At 37.5% G+C, this 16,307-nt stretch carries 10 protein-coding genes; 4 read left to right on the top strand and 6 right to left on the bottom strand.

What is annotated here, in order from left to right; all coding sequences use genetic code 11:
- Positions 1-28: 28 nt before the first annotated feature.
- From gldD to mutY, 3 genes are read right to left on the bottom strand one after another with little or no spacing between them, the layout of a single operon-like run.
- On the bottom strand, positions 29-613 hold the full coding sequence (gene gldD / locus AWV75_RS01595) for a gliding motility lipoprotein GldD (protein WP_060872699.1): 585 nt from the start codon (positions 611-613) through the stop codon (positions 29-31).
- Positions 614-634: 21 nt separating this feature from the next.
- Positions 635-1,075, bottom strand: a complete 441-nt coding sequence (locus AWV75_RS01590; protein ID WP_060872698.1) for a single-stranded DNA-binding protein — start codon at positions 1,073-1,075, stop codon at positions 635-637.
- A gap of 11 nt (positions 1,076-1,086) precedes the next feature.
- The gene (mutY, locus tag AWV75_RS01585) at positions 1,087-2,121 is read right to left on the bottom strand and encodes an A/G-specific adenine glycosylase (protein WP_060872697.1); all 1,035 of its coding nucleotides are present in this window, start codon (positions 2,119-2,121) and stop codon (positions 1,087-1,089) included.
- A gap of 139 nt (positions 2,122-2,260) precedes the next feature.
- Between mutY and AWV75_RS01580 the strand changes: the two genes are divergently transcribed.
- Together AWV75_RS01580 and AWV75_RS01575 are read left to right on the top strand one after the other, a co-directional pair.
- Positions 2,261-2,557, top strand: a complete 297-nt coding sequence (locus AWV75_RS01580; protein ID WP_002989807.1) for an HU family DNA-binding protein — start codon at positions 2,261-2,263, stop codon at positions 2,555-2,557.
- A gap of 323 nt (positions 2,558-2,880) precedes the next feature.
- Entirely contained in the window at positions 2,881-4,437 is a 1,557-nt protein-coding gene (locus AWV75_RS01575) for an Rne/Rng family ribonuclease (protein WP_060872988.1), read from the top strand.
- Positions 4,438-4,474: 37 nt separating this feature from the next.
- On the opposite strand, the gene pbpC is transcribed toward AWV75_RS01575, so the two are convergent.
- From pbpC to AWV75_RS01560, 3 genes are read right to left on the bottom strand one after another with little or no spacing between them, the layout of a single operon-like run.
- Positions 4,475-6,847: a penicillin-binding protein 1C gene (gene pbpC, locus AWV75_RS01570; protein ID WP_060872696.1), complete on the bottom strand. Its 2,373-nt coding sequence runs from the start codon at positions 6,845-6,847 to the stop codon at positions 4,475-4,477.
- 55 nt (positions 6,848-6,902) lie between these two features.
- Positions 6,903-12,398, bottom strand: coding sequence for an alpha-2-macroglobulin family protein (locus AWV75_RS01565; protein WP_060872695.1), 5,496 nt, complete (start codon positions 12,396-12,398; stop codon positions 6,903-6,905).
- Between the two features lie 14 nt (positions 12,399-12,412).
- Positions 12,413-12,850 (bottom strand): nucleoside deaminase, encoded by a 438-nt coding sequence (locus AWV75_RS01560; protein ID WP_060872694.1) that lies wholly within the window; start codon positions 12,848-12,850, stop codon positions 12,413-12,415.
- Positions 12,851-13,335: 485 nt separating this feature from the next.
- Here AWV75_RS01560 and AWV75_RS01555 point away from each other — a divergent pair, with 485 nt between their 5' ends.
- Both AWV75_RS01555 and AWV75_RS01550 read left to right on the top strand, forming a co-directional pair.
- Positions 13,336-15,102: a 1-deoxy-D-xylulose-5-phosphate synthase gene (locus AWV75_RS01555; protein WP_060872693.1), complete on the top strand. Its 1,767-nt coding sequence runs from the start codon at positions 13,336-13,338 to the stop codon at positions 15,100-15,102.
- The gene (locus AWV75_RS01550; RefSeq protein WP_060872987.1) at positions 15,095-16,306 is read left to right on the top strand and encodes a DUF3078 domain-containing protein; all 1,212 of its coding nucleotides are present in this window, start codon (positions 15,095-15,097) and stop codon (positions 16,304-16,306) included. The genes AWV75_RS01555 and AWV75_RS01550 overlap by 8 nt, the downstream gene beginning before the upstream one ends.
- Position 16,307: the final 1 nt, after the last annotated feature.

Here is a 16,307-nt window from a genome sequence, read left to right as displayed (position 1 = left end):
AAGCTTTCGATTTATCGAAAGCTTTTTTTTATTTCTTTGTTTGTTCCCAACGCAACGATTCTAGCATTTTTCGCATATCCTGCTGGATATAATGACTAGCTGGAAGGATGGAATCAAAGTTTGGCTTGGCATAAAAATACAAAGAAGCTACAACAAAGTTTTTAACGCTGTCTGTGGCGTAAAATTGTACGTTGGTAGCTGCATTCCCTCCTACGTGATAAAACATGCCATAAACGCAATCTTCTTCGTTTAAATAGGGCTGTTCGATAATCTCATCCGCTTTGATGAAATGTTCATAGGTCAATTTTTGAGCATCTTTGAGTAAAGCATCTAAATTGTTGTCTACTGTTTTATAATTCATGAAAATAGTAGCTTTCATTTCAGGGTAATGAACCTCGAATGCGGTTGACTTAATTTCCTTGACTGATGCAGTTTTGTTTAAATCAAATGTAAAATGATGATACGAGTTCTCGTAGCTTTGATATTCTGGTTGAGGGTACTGAAGAGCTAGATACGCATTAGGTCTCGGTGTTGTTTCTTTTTTACAAGAACCTAGTACTAGCAATGCGCCTAAAAAGGCAGCGCCATAAAGAGCAAATGTTTTTTGGAACATATAGTTGATTTACTTATCCGTTTAAAAAGGCAAATTATCATGGTTGTTTTCTCCTGGAATAGAGAAGTTGTCAATCGCCTTCTTGCGTTCTATTTCTTCTGGTGAAGCCGTTTTTCCGCCTTCTTTCTTCGTGTCCAAGAACATGAATTCCGTTACAATAATTTCTACAATTTGTTTTTGTATTCCTTCTTCTGTAATCCATTGTCTGGTGCGAATTCTTCCTTCTACATAAATGCGATCACCTTTGGTTAGGTGTTTTTCGCAAATTTCCGCTTGTTTATTGCGAACTACAATATTGTGCCATTCCGTTGAAGTGATGCGTTCATTGGTTGACTTATTAATGTAAACTTCGTTAGTAGCTAAGGGAAAACGCCCAATGCAATTGCCATTTTCAAAATAGTGTATTTTGACATTTTCGCCTAGGTGGCCAATAAGGGTTACTTTGTTCAATGTGCCATTCATAAGTGAAAAAATTAGACAGTTAAGGATTGAATAAAGTTATGAATTACAATTGGAAAACCAAATTTATTTAATTCCTCCCAAGGAATAGGATTCGCTAGAGTAGTATTGGTTTTAACGAGCCAAAAGTGAATGTGTAGTTTTTGGTGTGAGAGTTGATGAACAATCACCTCTTTGGTCAGGCATTCTATGTGCGTAATAGCAGAAGAAATAGGTTGATTATGAAGGTATTCTTCGATGTTGATTGGAGTGTCCTCAAATCGATCCACAACAGGGAATTGATAGAGGTTTTGCCAAATATCTTTTTTGGTGCGTTGTTCCAATTGTGTATTTCCAGCCTCATCAAGGTAAATTAGGAAGTCCATGTAACGATTCCTTACCTTGGTTTTACTCAGTTTTACGGGTAGTTTGTCCACCTGATTGGTTTGATAAGCTACGCAAGTTGCTGTAAAAGGACAGGGGGTGCAATCAGTCCCTTTGGGCGTGCATTGAATAGCGCCAAAATCCATGATGGCTTGGTTGAAAATAGCGGGTTGCTCTGCTGAGATCAGGCCAGCCGCTACCTGTTGGAACTCTTTTTTTGTTCTTTGAGTAGATATATCAGATGTAATTCCGTAAATTCGTGCGAGAACTCGAAAAACATTCCCATCAACAACGGGAACGACTTCATCATACGCAATAGAGGCTATTGCGGCGGCGGTGTATTCGCCTACGCCTTTTAGAGTGAGTAAGTCTTTATAAGTTGTTGGGAACTGTCCATTTAGTTCATAGGCTACTTTCTTAGCTGTTGCATGTAAATTACGTGCACGGCTATAGTATCCCAAACCTTGCCAAAGTAGTAAAACATCATCTTCTTGGGCATTTGCTAGATCAAAAACAGTAGGATAAGTCTGTTTAAAAGCCTCAAAATAGGGTAATCCTTGCGCAACGCGCGTCTGTTGAAGAATAATTTCTGATAGCCAAATGTAATACGGATCTTTTGTTTCACGCCAAGGTAAAAAGCGTTTGTTGTCTAAGTACCAAGCTATTAGTTTGTTAGAGAAAATCATGATTAAAATGTGTGAACGGCAAAAATAAACGATATATAATTAAATTTTAATCGATTAAGATTGAATTATTGGATTATAAATTAATATATTTGCACACTCTAAAAAAAACGGACAACAACAAATATAATTAATATCTAAAATGACTAAAGCGGACATTGTAGCTAAAATTTCAGAGAAATTAGGGCTTGAGAAAGGGGACGTTCAAGCGACAGTAGAATCTTTTATGGATGAAGTAAAAGCGTCGTTAGAAACAGGTGAAAATGTGTATTTAAGAGGTTTTGGAAGTTTTATCATCAAAACAAGAGCTGAGAAAACTGGAAGAAACATTTCTAAAAACACAACAATTAGAATTCCAGCTCACAACATTCCTGCATTTAAACCAGCTAAAGTGTTTGTAGAAGGTGTAAAGTCAAACACAGAAGTAAAAGTAAAATAATTTATTAATCTCTAAATTACACACATTATGCCAAGTGGTAAAAAAAGAAAAAGACATAAGGTAGCAACGCATAAGCGTAAAAAAAGAGCGAGAGCTAACCGTCACAAAAAGAAAAAGTAGTTTAATACTACTTTTTTCTTTTCTAAGAAATTTTAAAGTACGCTCATTGATAGCTATCTTATCAAGTTGAAGAAGGAATAAACAAGTGTAACTTGTTTTTAAAATAATGTTTAATCCATCTATACAAACTCCTTTTGTTTTGACGGAATATTCCAAAATAATCAAAACAGTGTAATGAATGAGTATGGATAAAAATGTACAGTGTGAATAAAGAGCTAATTATTAGGTCGAATTCTGATACAGTAGATTTTGCCTTATTAAAAGATGGAAAACTAATTGAACTACACAGAGAGCGTGAGGCTGATGAAGGTAATGGTTTTCAAGTAGGAGATATTTTTATCGCCAAAATTAGAAAACCCGTTCCTGGATTGAATGCCGCGTTCGTGCACGTAGGTTTTGAAAAAGATGCTTTTTTGCATTATCATGACTTAGGTCCGAACTTAAAAACGCTACTGAAGTTCACTAAACTTGTAAGTGGAGGTAAATTAAAAGATTTCGCCTTAGAAAACTTTGTCTTTGAAGAAGAAATAGATAAAGATGGTGCAATTACAGATGTATTGAGTGCCAATCAGTCTTTGCTAGTACAAATAGTTAAAGAACCTATTTCAACAAAAGGACCGCGTATTAGTTCTGAATTATCAATCGCAGGTAGATATGTAGTACTTGTACCTTTTTCCAATCGCATCTCAATTTCACAAAAAATTGAGTCCAAAGAAGAAAAAGACCGATTAAAGAAATTAGTACAGTCCATCAAACCCAAAGGCTTTGGTGTAATCGTACGCACAGTGGCCGAAGATATGAAAGTAAGCGAAATCGATAAAGATTTGCGCAACTTGATGTCGAAGTGGAATAACATGTGCAAAAAGTTAACAACCGCACATCATCCCTCGAAAGTGTTGGGAGAAGTAAACAAAGCTTCCTCAATACTACGAGATGTTTTTAATGATACTTTTACTGGTATCATTACGGATGACGAGGATTTGTATTATCAAACCAAGGACTATTTGCAAGAAATTGCCCCTGCCAAGGTGTCGATTGTAAAACATTATCAATCGAAAGAAGTTCCAATTTTTGAGAAATACAGCATTGAACGCCAAATTAAAACCTCTTTTGGTAAAACCGTTTCTATGAGCAAAGGTGCTTATCTGATCATAGAACATACGGAGGCGTTACATGTTATTGATGTGAATAGTGGAAATCGTTCAAACAAAGCACAATCACAAGAAGATACAGCCCTTGAAGTAAATTTAATTGCTGCTGCAGAAATTGCACGTCAGTTAAGATTAAGAGATATGGGAGGAATAATAGTGGTCGATTTTATTGATATGGGAAATCCAGAGAATAGAAAAACCCTCTATGACTTCTTGAAAGAGGAAATGAGCGATGATAAAGCCAAACACAAAATTTTACCACCAAGTAAATTTGGATTGATTCAAATCACTAGACAACGCGTGAGACCTGAAGTGTCAATCGAAACTAGAGAAGAAGATCCGAATGAACACGGTGAGATCGAAGCGCCAATTTTAGTTATTGATAAAATTAGAGCTCGAATCGAAAATATTATTGCAAGAGATCCATCTTGTAAAATAATCTTGAATACACACCCTTTTGTGGCTGCCTATCTAACGAAAGGATTGCCTTCTTTGAGAATGAAGTGGTGGATGGAATTCAAGAAATGGGTCAAAATTGTACCGCGTGACGCTTACACGTATTTAGAATACCATTTCTTTGATGATAAAGGAAAGGAAATATCAGAATAACGAAAAACCCAAAACGGACACCGTTTTGGGTTTTTTGTTAGGTTTGTTTTTCAAGATAGAATTCAATGGTTTGTGTATGACCTTCTTCATCGGTAATCGTAAGGTAATTAATTCCTGTTTTTCCGTGAATAGCCAATTCGTGAAATTGCCTTGTGGATCCTATATATTCTTCATTTAAATACCAAAAAAGCGTTTTGTTTGCGCTACTTGTACTTGCTTTTGCAACAAAAGGCTGCAGTTCTGCATAGAAATTTTTAGTAAGATAGATGTGTTTTCCGTGTTTCGGATAGATAAATTCTATTTTTTTGAGTTGATCTTGTGGACTACAATCAGCCCTGAAAGGAGGGAGATCTTGGTAGTCACTATGTGATTTCCTATAGAAATAAGCCATAGTAGGGGGTAAAATGAACCAAGGAGTTGGTACAATTTGATCAACAGCTTCACATTGACTATTGACTTGGTATTGTAAATGGGCATCTAAATGCACGAGTTTATGGTAAGGACAGAGTACGGTTTTCTTTGCGCGAAAAGGAGCGAGATCTGTTTTGGTTTGTGGACAATTAGGCCCTGCTAAGTAACCAGAAGTTGAGCAAATTGACACTTCTTCTAAATCGTTCAGTGGTGCAGCTAGATCCTTTTGTTTAGGCAATAACTTGAATAAGTCAAAGAGAATAGGACCTGCCATGCGAACACCACTGATTGATGGACGTCCTTCGCCAGTGGCATTACCTACCCACACGCTGACTACATATTTTTTGTTGACACCAATCGCCCATGCATCTCGACCACCAAAACTAGTTCCTGTCTTCCATGCGATTTTAAGCGCTGAGTCGTAGTATTGCCAAGCTTCATCACCTTCGGGTCTATTTACTTTCGTTAAGGCCTCAAATGTGTTGTAAATCGCTCCTGCGCCCCAAATGGTCTTCTCTTTGGAACTTTCACCATAGGATTGTGTATAATCTGCCTTCCAGTTTAACTCTTGTATTTCTTTAGTACGGTATTCATGTGCCGTGTTGTAGTGATTCAAGGTACCTACCATTCCAGCATAGGCTCTTGTTAGCTGCCATAAGCTACTTTCGGCTCCCCCTAAAATTAAGGATAAACCATAGTGATCCGGGTATTTGTTTATTGATGATAGTTGCAACTGTTGTAGGTTGTCATAAAAGCGATATACCCCATATTGTTGTAGCATTAAAACAAAGGGAATATTTAGTGATCGTGATAAAGCTTCATTCGCCGTTGTAGCCCCTTCATAACTATTCGAAAAGTTGGTCGGTTTATATCCAGAGATGACTACTGGAATATCCGCAACTAATTGATGAGGAAGAAGGGAAGCATCATCCAACATCGCTGTATAGAGAAAGGGTTTTAAAATACTACCTGTACTTCTATTGGCTTGGATGATATCCACGTCTTTTTGATGAGCAACACTAGTTGGTGAATTGCCAATGTAAGCGATAACATCTCGATTTTCTACATCCACAATCAGTGCTGCAATATTGTATACTTCCGCTTGTTTATAATGCAAATAATAGTTGGCAATAATATCGTTTGCTCTTTGTTGTATCTGGTAATCAACAGTGGTAACCAGACGTTCTTCTTTATTGGTTTTGGCAATATGTTGCAAGAGATGAGGTGCTATTTGAGGCAACTCATGAGGCTTTTGAGGCAAAGGTTCTGTCAGTGCTAGTTCATAGGTGCTTTGGTCAATCTTATTTGCCTCTAGGAGCTTCTTCAACAGCGCATTGCGTTTGGTTAATAGAATTTCTTGATTTTTACCAGGATAAATTAAACGAGGGGCATTCGGTAATACAGCCAAGGTAGCACTTTCCGCCCAAGAAAGTTGTTCTGGAGCCGTTCCAAAGTAACGCCAAGCCGCGACATCCAAGCCTACAACATTTCCTCCAAAAGGAGCATGAGAGGCATAGAGGTTTAAGATGGACTGCTTGCTGTATTTGAATTCTAGCCGTGTTGCTTGAATTAGCTCAATGATTTTTTCAAAATAGGTTCGCTTCTTTCCATCTCTAGCTAAGCGAATGGTTTGTTGCGTTAATGTACTTCCTCCTCTTTTTACTTTATTAGCAGATAGGTTGGACATGAAGGCTTTGACCATAGACACGGGATTAAACCCCCAATGGTATTGGAAATATTCATCTTCGTATAGGATGATACAGGTTTTAAACTTATCTGGTACAGCTTGCATTTCAGGAAATCTCCATTGACCATCAGGAGCAATTTGAGCCGCTAATAGTTGATGGTCCTTGCTCTCAATAACGGTAGAATATGGGGCATCAAATAAAGTTCGGGGCAAACAAAAATAGTAGGCAATCAAAGCGATACCTACAAGAATAACAAGCACTTTCTTTTTCGTGCTCCACGTACTCCATTTTAAATTGAGATTGAATTTCATATAAAAGCAATACAGGGATAGTTATCCCTGTATTTATCTTGATTTTAGTTATCCTTTATTTAATTACTTCTACCCATTGACCAATAGTTCGACAACGGTAGGCATTGTCATACATGGCATTAGCTTGTATTCCTGGAAGATAGTAGTTTCCTAAATACGATGCATTTAATGTCACTTTCAGTGTTTTTGTAGTATTTGCATGTAAGGTAAAATAGAACAGAGAGCGATCATCGCGAATGTCAGTGTAATCCACTTGATTTTCTGCTCCTCCAGCATCCGTATAACGCAAATTGACAATCTCCCATCCTGAAGGGACAATATGGGTTAAAGCTACGTTTTCAATACTGCGGTTACTTGTGTTTGAAATTGTAATATCACAAATAAATTCAGTTCCTTGTTGTAAACTTGCAGGGTTAATCACAAGGCCATTTGTCGCGCGATACGTTGTTTTAATCGCTAAGTTACTCTGATCGGCTTGTTCTTGTCCAACAGGTAAAATACCACTCGATGTTAAACGAGCATACAGTATAGCATTACTCTTATTTTGAACCGCTAGGTTATTACTCGATTTGATGTTTTTCAATTCAGCATGAACCATAGCTTTTGCTGTATTAACTGTTGTAGCTTGTCCGTTATAAGTATAGAGCGTATTAATTCCATCACTTGGTTTGTGTACATTCACATAGCTTGCGATTGCATTTAAAGCATAAGCTGTAGTTTGTGTACTCATCCATTGAGATGATCCCAATTTATTTGCTAATTCAATCGCGTATTCGTGGGTTTTCATCTTATTGCCATTGCTGTAAATCATCGTTTCTAAAACCATGGCTAAGTTTCTTTCATAAGAACCGTAGTACGAATAACCTGCAATCTCATCTAAAGAAAGATTGGCGATTAATTTTTGAGCAGCTTCTTTTTGTCCTGCTAATGCATAGGCGGCAGCTAAACGGAATTTGGTATTCGTAGAGATTCCTTGTGTTTCTCTTAATCGGTTCATCGAAGCGATATCGGGTTGCCCTGCTAAAGCTAATGTGTATAGACGATACGCTTGTGCAAAATCAGTATTATAACGCGTATTAGATTTCCATTGACGTGCCATTTTCTGTTGATAGGAAATCCAATTGGATTTACTATTTACAGGGAGAGCATATCCTTTCTTCTCCGCTTCAAGGTAGAAATGTCCTACATAAGAAGTGGCCCAATCATCCGCATAGCTATTACCAGGCCAGTACGCAAATCCTCCATCAGAGAATTGACGCTGTGCTAAGCGTTGGATTCCTTCGTTCACATTGCGCTGAATGCTTTGTTTTTTACTCTCATCCAACGTGATTAAATCACCGAGATACAGCTGAGGGAATACTCCCGAAGTGATTTGCTCTGTACATCCGTGTGGGAAGGTAATCAAGTAATTTAAACGCGAAGTTAAATTGATATTCGGGAAAGCGGAAAGCTCTAAGGTTGCTTTGTTGCTTCCGGCAATACCAAATGGATTCCAATCTAAGTTGGCTTCACTTTGAGGATCAATACTCACAATTTCTGTACGTGTTGTTACAGGATTTGGATTGAGTACATCCAATTCAATGCTATATGTAGCTTTTTCTTTTCCAGAAGTGGCTTCAATTTCAATTTTAGAAATTCCTGTTTTATTGGCTACTTCTAGTTCAAAATAGGCAATCTTCTCATCAGGTTCACTGAATGTCAGCTGTTGAGTTGAAGAACCACTAATTTTGAATTTATCATCTGTTTTAACGGAAATCTGTACGTTTTTGACGTGATTCTCCATAGCGAATACGGTAACTGGGAGTGTGATTTTCTCTCCAGGAACAGCTCTGCGTGGTAAGGAACCTAAAATCATCAACGGATTATTCACTTTTACCGTTTTGTCTGTATTTCCGTAGGCTCTGTTTTCTGTATTTGAAGCCACAATCATGGTTCGAACTGATCCAATATATTTAGGCAGTTTAATTTCATGAGAAGCCGTCTTCCCTTTTTCTAAGGTGTGTGGACCCGAGAAAATAACAACTGGTTTAAAGCGATTGGCTTTTTTCACCTGACCCGCGCCTAGATCCTCATCCCCACCAATGCTAAATACTTGGTTGATGGTTCCGCCATAGGCTCCAATGATATAGTCAAAAACATCCCATGTACGAACTCCTAAAGCTGCTTTGCTGTAGAAATTCTGCCAAGGAGTTGGTGTTTTGAAACGCGTTAAATCCAATAAACCATCTTCAACGATAGCGATGGTATATGTCATTTTGCTTCCATTTTTCTCTTTTACTTTTAAAGTAAATTTTTCTTCTGGACGCAATTTGTCAGGCATGATAATCTCAGGCTCTAACTTGGTCTTTTTATTGTATACGCTAATTGGAGCGATACCATAGAGGCGGATAGGAGCATTATTGATCGTATACGCATGTGGTTGAATCAACGTAATATTGATATAAGCGTTTGGTGCCATTGCAGCTGTCGTAGGTAGTTCAAAGGTTGTTTCTCCTTGTTTGGTTTGTACCCAATGTGTAGATAAAACACTACTACCACTTTCAACAGAAACTAAAGCTCGTCCACCTTCACTTGATGGGAAAGACAGGTTTACTTTTTCACCTACGGTATATTCTTTTTTGTCTGTTGCAATAGAAAGTGCTATTGCATCTTTGCCTTCCTTGTGTTTGGTTTTGGCTGACCAATAGGGCCAATCTACATATACTTGTTGTGAAGCAATATGTCCACTGTTTAAATTGGTTAATACCACTTCGTAATTCCCCCAATCTTGTTCGGGAATTTTTAATTCGTATTTCGTTCCTCCTTTTGATGAAGTACTAATCTCATCTGAGCTATATAAGCTGTAATACTCTGAAGCATTGTAATTAGATACTCCATACTCATTGGAGCTCCACCACCAGTATCCTTTTTTTCTATAGACGTCTATGCGTACATTTTGACCTAATGCTTTTCCTTCACTATCAACCGTTACGATTGAAAAATCTAAGGGTTTATCTGTTTCGTAATACCCGTATTTATTAGCCTCAGGTGCTTTAATACCTACATAGCTAGCATAAGGAGAGTAGGTCAATGTAGATACATCCGTAGATACATCTCCACCGTTTTCATATACTTTGGTTGTTAAAATGGCTTTTAACATCGCTGAGTTTTCTACTGTATTCTTCAAATTTAAAGCGAAAGAAAAGGCTCCGCTTTCATTGGTTCTTCCAGAATATACATTGATATCTTCTGTTGCATAGGAAGACAAACTATTGTTGAAACGATAGTTTGGATACGTTTTAAATGTAGTTTGTTCAGGCAGTAATTTAATCTGTACTTCTGCTCTTAGATTCTTAGCTGTACTTCCCTGTAACCATTCTACGTTGTAATCAATTTGCTTGTTGTAATAATCAGAAGTAATAACTTTTCCTTCTGCATTATTTTTGATTTTTAAACGGTTAGGTTTGATTGTTTCTACTTTTATGCGTTTGTAAAACTTAGCTCCCCCCACTTGAATCACGGCTTCCCAGTTTCCTGTAGGTGCTTCGGCATCTGTTTTGATTTTAAATGCATAGTGATTGGCTTCATTCTTCTTTTGAACCATTTGCTCTGTTACTTTTCCAAACGGATCAGATAACGTCAATTTAATCGGATGGTTTTCGGGTAGCGGATTGGCAATGTCATCCAAGATAAAACCAAGGTGGATGTAATCTCCAGGGCGCCAAACACCGCGTTCTGTATATACATAACCATTCATCCCCTTTTGTAAGGTTGTACCATCTACATCGTAATTACTAACAGAAAGCGCATTTGCTTGATCGATTTTAATGTACGTTGTATTGTTGTCTTGTTTTGCAATAGCAAAATAAGCTTTGTTCTTTCCTAAATTGACTTTGGCAATTCCTTCATTATCCGTTTTTGCTGTCGCTAGTAACTGTTGTTGATAGCTATAAAATTCAACTGTTGCTCCATTCACTGGGGCTGTCGTTAAAATATTGGTTACAACAGCAGTATATACATTGTCATTCCCTCCTTTTACAATAAGTGCTAAATCACTAGCTAGTACATTTGTTGAAGGCATTTGCATATAGTAGTAGTAAGCATCTGAACAAGGATCTTCTTTTTCTTCCCAAGGATAATAACGATAGTAATATTCATATTCATCATCTTCAGGTGATAATTCTTCTTCTTCCATTTCGATTTCTTCCTCTCCATTTGTTTCACAATTGATTGCATATGCTTTTTTGAAAGAAAACTTCACATGGTAAATGGCTCCTGGATCAGGCTTGATTAACGTTGATAAATCTAATGCATAAGCATTCCAACGCAATAGTGCTTTTGGATCTGGGTTTGTCAATTCTATTGTTGTTTTAGCAATCGGTGCTGCAACCGTGTATAAAGAATACGAACCATCCAGATTATTGGATTGTAAGAATTGTAAAATATTGTTTTGAAATACTTTATAAACCTTAACATCAACCGCTTTTAAAGAGGTTGCTTTAAAGTTGATTTTTAAATTCTCTGAGGAAGGGAGAATTGTTCCATTTTGCAATAATTGCACTTCTGGTTTGGGAATAGCAAACGTGATGTTTTCCGTATAGTTATTGCTTAGTTTATTGGCATAGCTATCGCTGATTCCTTCTTGAACCACTAGAGTTACCTCTTCAGGAAGTGTTTTTTCACTGTATACTTTAATTAAGTTTCCTTCCACTAAAAAAGTAAGAGGCAAGCTTTCCAACCCTTGTAAGCGGATTAATCCCTCTAAGTTTTGATTCTTTTTGATGGGATTGGAAAAGTTAATAGCAAAAGCGTGGTTATCCCCAATAGTTGTCAGTACTTGGTGTACAAGAAAGACATCTTTTGCAGGAATATCAAAAGTTTGTATTGACTTTTGTTCCAATTGAATCGCTTTAGCATCTATCGTTAAGGTCAATTCGCTGCTTTCTTTTTGACGTTTAATGCCGCGAATGCTAAAAGGGAATTCCTTGGCTTCTTGGGCATCATTGGTTTGAAAAGAAAGTTCTACTGCTAGCTTTCCTTGTTGAGCTGTTGCAATCTTTTTGATGGTTTCTGTACTAATCCAATCACTTGATTTAATCACTCCATTGAGCATGTAGGTATCTTTGTCTGTAGATTGTAAGTCTGCAAATTCAGTAGTAAACTGTTGAGGTACCGTATGCACTAAGAAAGAAAAGGTTTGTTGATCTTCTTCTACCTTGGTTAACTTTCCTAAATGAAAAGTAATGTAATATTTCTGGTCTTGTTTTAAGCGTTCAGCAGGTTCAAAACGCAAGGTTTGATTAGCCAAATAGTGTAATTTTCCCTTCACAGCAGGTGAAATGGTGAAAAATTTAGCATCAACTTCTTGTTGATCTTGCCATTCACCCCAGTTTTTGGTTAAGGCAATATCGATCGGCGATTTGGAGGAAATCATTCCTGTGGTAAAAGCGCTGATGTATTCGCTAAAATCTTTGGGATCCGATAAAGGAAAATCCTGTGTAGCGTCTTTTTTACAAGCCTGTAGAAAGGCTAAAAGCAGACAGACTACGGTTAATACAATTTTGTTTTTCATAGCTTTTTATAGTTTTATCTTTTTTTCTCAAAAAATGAACGCATAAGTTCTGCACATTCATCGGCTAAAATTCCAGCAGTCACTTTTGTTTTAGGATGAAGTTGTCCACCCATCGTTTGAAATCCTCTTTTTTCATCACTTGCTCCCCAGACTACGCGTGAAACTTGGCTCCAATATAAGGCACCCGCACACATCTGACAGGGTTCTAAAGTTACAAATAAAGTGCATGATTTCAGATATTTAGCATCTAAATAGTTTGCGGCAGAAGAAACGGCTTGCAATTCTGCATGCGCGGTAACATCATGAAGTAATTCCGTGAGATTATGACATTTAGCAATAATCTTTTGATCAGAAACAACAATCGCCCCAACGGGAATCTCTCCTTTTTCAAAGGCAATTTTAGCTTCACTTAAAGCAATGCGCATAAAATATTCATCCGTAAAAATATCCATCCTCTTTTTGTTAATTGTAGCAAAGTTAATTGAAAAAGGTTTTCGGTTTTTCGATAATGTTAAAAAATCACTATTTAGGGGGAGATTGGTGTCGGTAAAGGGTAAGAGGGTGAGAAGGTGAGGCGATGAGAAAATAGGGATTGATTGGTTATAGGTTATGGGTTATGGGTTATGGGTTATGGGTTGAGTGTTATGGGGTAAAAGTAGAGATGGTTGTGATTAGGTATGGGGTGGTGAGTATTAGCTTTTGGTTGGTTCTCCTATATTAGAGCTATTCTAACAAAGAACAACGAACAACGAACAACGAGCAAAGAGCAAAGAACAAAGAGCAAAGAACAAAGAGCAACGAACAACGAGCAAAGAACAAAGAGCAAAGAGCAAAGAGCAAAGAACAAAAAGCAAACCGCACAAAAAAACAAAAAAGCAGAAAAGCAAAAAACAAAGTTGTAATTTTGTTCTTTGTATAAAAGAGTAGAAATAGTCGTATGTTATTAGAACAAATCAAAGATCCTTCAGACATCAGATCCTTGAGTTTATCTCAGTTGGAAGTGCTAGCTGCTGAAATTCGACGATTTATCATTGATATAGTTGCCACGAAGGAAGGACATTTAGGTGCAAGTTTGGGCGTTGTTGAATTGACAATTGCCTTGCATTATGTTTTTGATACCCCAAATGATTTATTGGTTTGGGATGTAGGGCATCAGGCATATGGACATAAGCTGTTAACGGGACGTCAAGCGGATTTTCATACCAATCGACAAAAAGATGGGGTGAGTGGATTTCCCAACCGTTTTGAAAGTATATACGATGCTTTTGGTGTAGGGCATTCCTCAACTTCTATTTCTGCTGTATTGGGTATGGCGATTGCGTCTAAACTCAAGGGAGACTACAACAAACAACATATCGCTGTCATTGGAGATGCTTCTATTGCTGCTGGGATGGCCTTTGAAGGACTCAATCATGCCGGGGTGAGTGATGCCAATATGTTGGTTATTTTAAATGATAATGCGATAGGAATTGATCCAAGTGTGGGCGCATTGAAGGATTACTTAACGGCGGTGAAAGAAGGGCGTAATCACAAGCGAAATAACATGATTAAATCCTTGCATTTTGATTATCGAGGGCCTGTCGATGGTCATAATCTAAAACAGTTAATCAAGGAATTAACAAAGTTAAAACAACACCAAGGGCCTAAGTTCCTACATGTCATTACGACTAAGGGAAAAGGCTTGAAACAAGCGGAGGAAGATCAGGTAAAATATCATGCTCCAGGTAAATTTGATAGTGCAACAGGAGAGCTGATTCGCAAAGAAGAAGGAGAATATCCGGCAAAGTATCAGGATGTATTTGGACATACCTTAGTAGAATTGGCAGAACAAAATCCGCTAATTGTAGGGATTACCCCCGCAATGCCTACGGGAAGTTCAATGAAATATATGATGGAAGCTTTTCCTGAACGTGCCCTAGATGTTGGAATTGCGGAGCAACATGCGGTGACTTTAGCTGCGGGAATGGCTACGCAGGGATTAATCCCCTATTGTGCCATTTACTCGACATTTCTACAACGAGCCTATGATCAATTGATTCACGATGTAGCCCTGCAAAAATTACCTGTGGTTTTTTGCTTGGATCGCGCAGGATTGGTAGGGGAGGACGGTGCAACACATCAAGGGGTTTTTGATTTAGCCTACTTGAATTGCATTCCCAATATGGTTATTGCTGCGCCTTTAGATGAAATAGAATTGCGCAATTTATTATATACGGTTCAATTGGGGATTGATACTCCTTGGGCCATTCGCTATCCTAGAGGAAAAGGAGTAAAAGATTCCAATTGGCGAGAAGAATTCAAAAAAGTTAACGTATCAATAACTAAAAAATTAAGAAAAGGCAATAAATTTGCCATGATTTCTACGGGAGTTATTGGTAATAATGTGATAGAAGCCTTTAAAAAATGTGAGACTGAAGATTGGTCGCATTATCATTTTATGTTTGTAAAACCATTAAATGAAGAAGAGCTACACCACATTTGTCAAACGCATGAACGCCTTGTAACCATCGAAGATGGTGTAATAAAAGGAGGATTTGGAAGTGTGATTGCTCAATTTGTAGCGCAACACTATCCAGGAATTCCAGTTGAAAATTTAGGTGTGCCCGATGTATTCATCGAACATGCAACCGTAAGAGAACAACAAGAAATTTGTGGAATAGACATAAATTCAATTGTTAAATTAATTAGTGAAAGTTTTGAATAAGTCAGGAAAGATTGCTTTGTTATCTGCTGTATTGTGTTTAGGGGGAGCAGGTGTATGGGCACAAGAGGGACAAACTCCACAAGGAAATCCTCAGCCTCAGGCACCCGTAGCTCAGGATACCTTGAGAGTACAAGAGAATCCCTTCAATCCCTTAATGAATTTTTTACCACGTCAGAATTATGCAGAGGAAGATTTATTAATGAGCTATATGAACTTAGGGAGTAAAGAAGATTTGAATTTCTTTAAACCTGAAGTTTTTGTAGAACGCAGTAAACCCAAATACTCTCAAATCAAAACTAAGTTTAATCCTCAGATTCAATTATCTGCGATTCCTGTGAATAACGAGATTGTGGGATATTGGGAAAAGAAAAATAGAGTAGGGTTAGATTTTAATCAAATTGCTTTTGTCAATTGGAGTGCTGGGGGTGATAATTCAATTTCAGGTTTGCTAAAAGGAGATTTTAGTAGAAAGTATATCAAAGGGCGTTTAATTTGGGATAATCTCTTAAACGTGCGCTATGGTGTAAATAAGCAATCTGATCGTGAGTTGCGCAAAACGGATGATGTATTGGAGCTTAATTCAACTTTTGGATATAAATCTTCTGCAGCCTCAGATTGGTACTATGTATCAAAGTTAAATTTTAGAACACAATTTACCGACGGGTTTAATTACCCTAATACAGATGATCCTGTTTCACGATGGTTTGCTCCTGCTTACTTATTCGTCGGGATCGGGGGGGAGTATATGGATTCCAAAACAGGAATTAAATATTATATTTCACCGTTAACCTATAAAGCAACTTTTGTCAATGATCAGCGTTTAGCAGATCAAGGTGCTTTTGGTGTGGAGTCTGCCGTTAAAGATGATGATGGCAATATCCTAAGACATGGAAAACGCTATAAAGCGGAGGTCGGTTTATTGGTGAGTACAGAGTGGAAAAAAGAAGTGTTTACTAATATTTTTATCGATACCAAATTGACTTTTTATAGCGATTATATCGACCAATTTGGAAATATTGATGTGATGTGGGATTTAAAGCTCGACATGAAAGTGAATGATTTTGTACGCGCCAATGTTGGGGTGAACTTAATCTATGATGATAATGTGAAAACGAAAGTGGAACGCAACGGCGTACAAGTAATGGAAGGGCCGAAAATTCAATTCAAACAAACCCTTGGAGTAGGCCTCGTTTATTCCTTTTAAT

Origin of the sequence: Myroides odoratus, assembly GCF_001549985.1 — a bacterium.
Taxonomy (GTDB): domain Bacteria; phylum Bacteroidota; class Bacteroidia; order Flavobacteriales; family Flavobacteriaceae; genus Flavobacterium; species Flavobacterium odoratum_A.
This window is presented reverse-complemented; position numbering and strand designations above follow the sequence as displayed.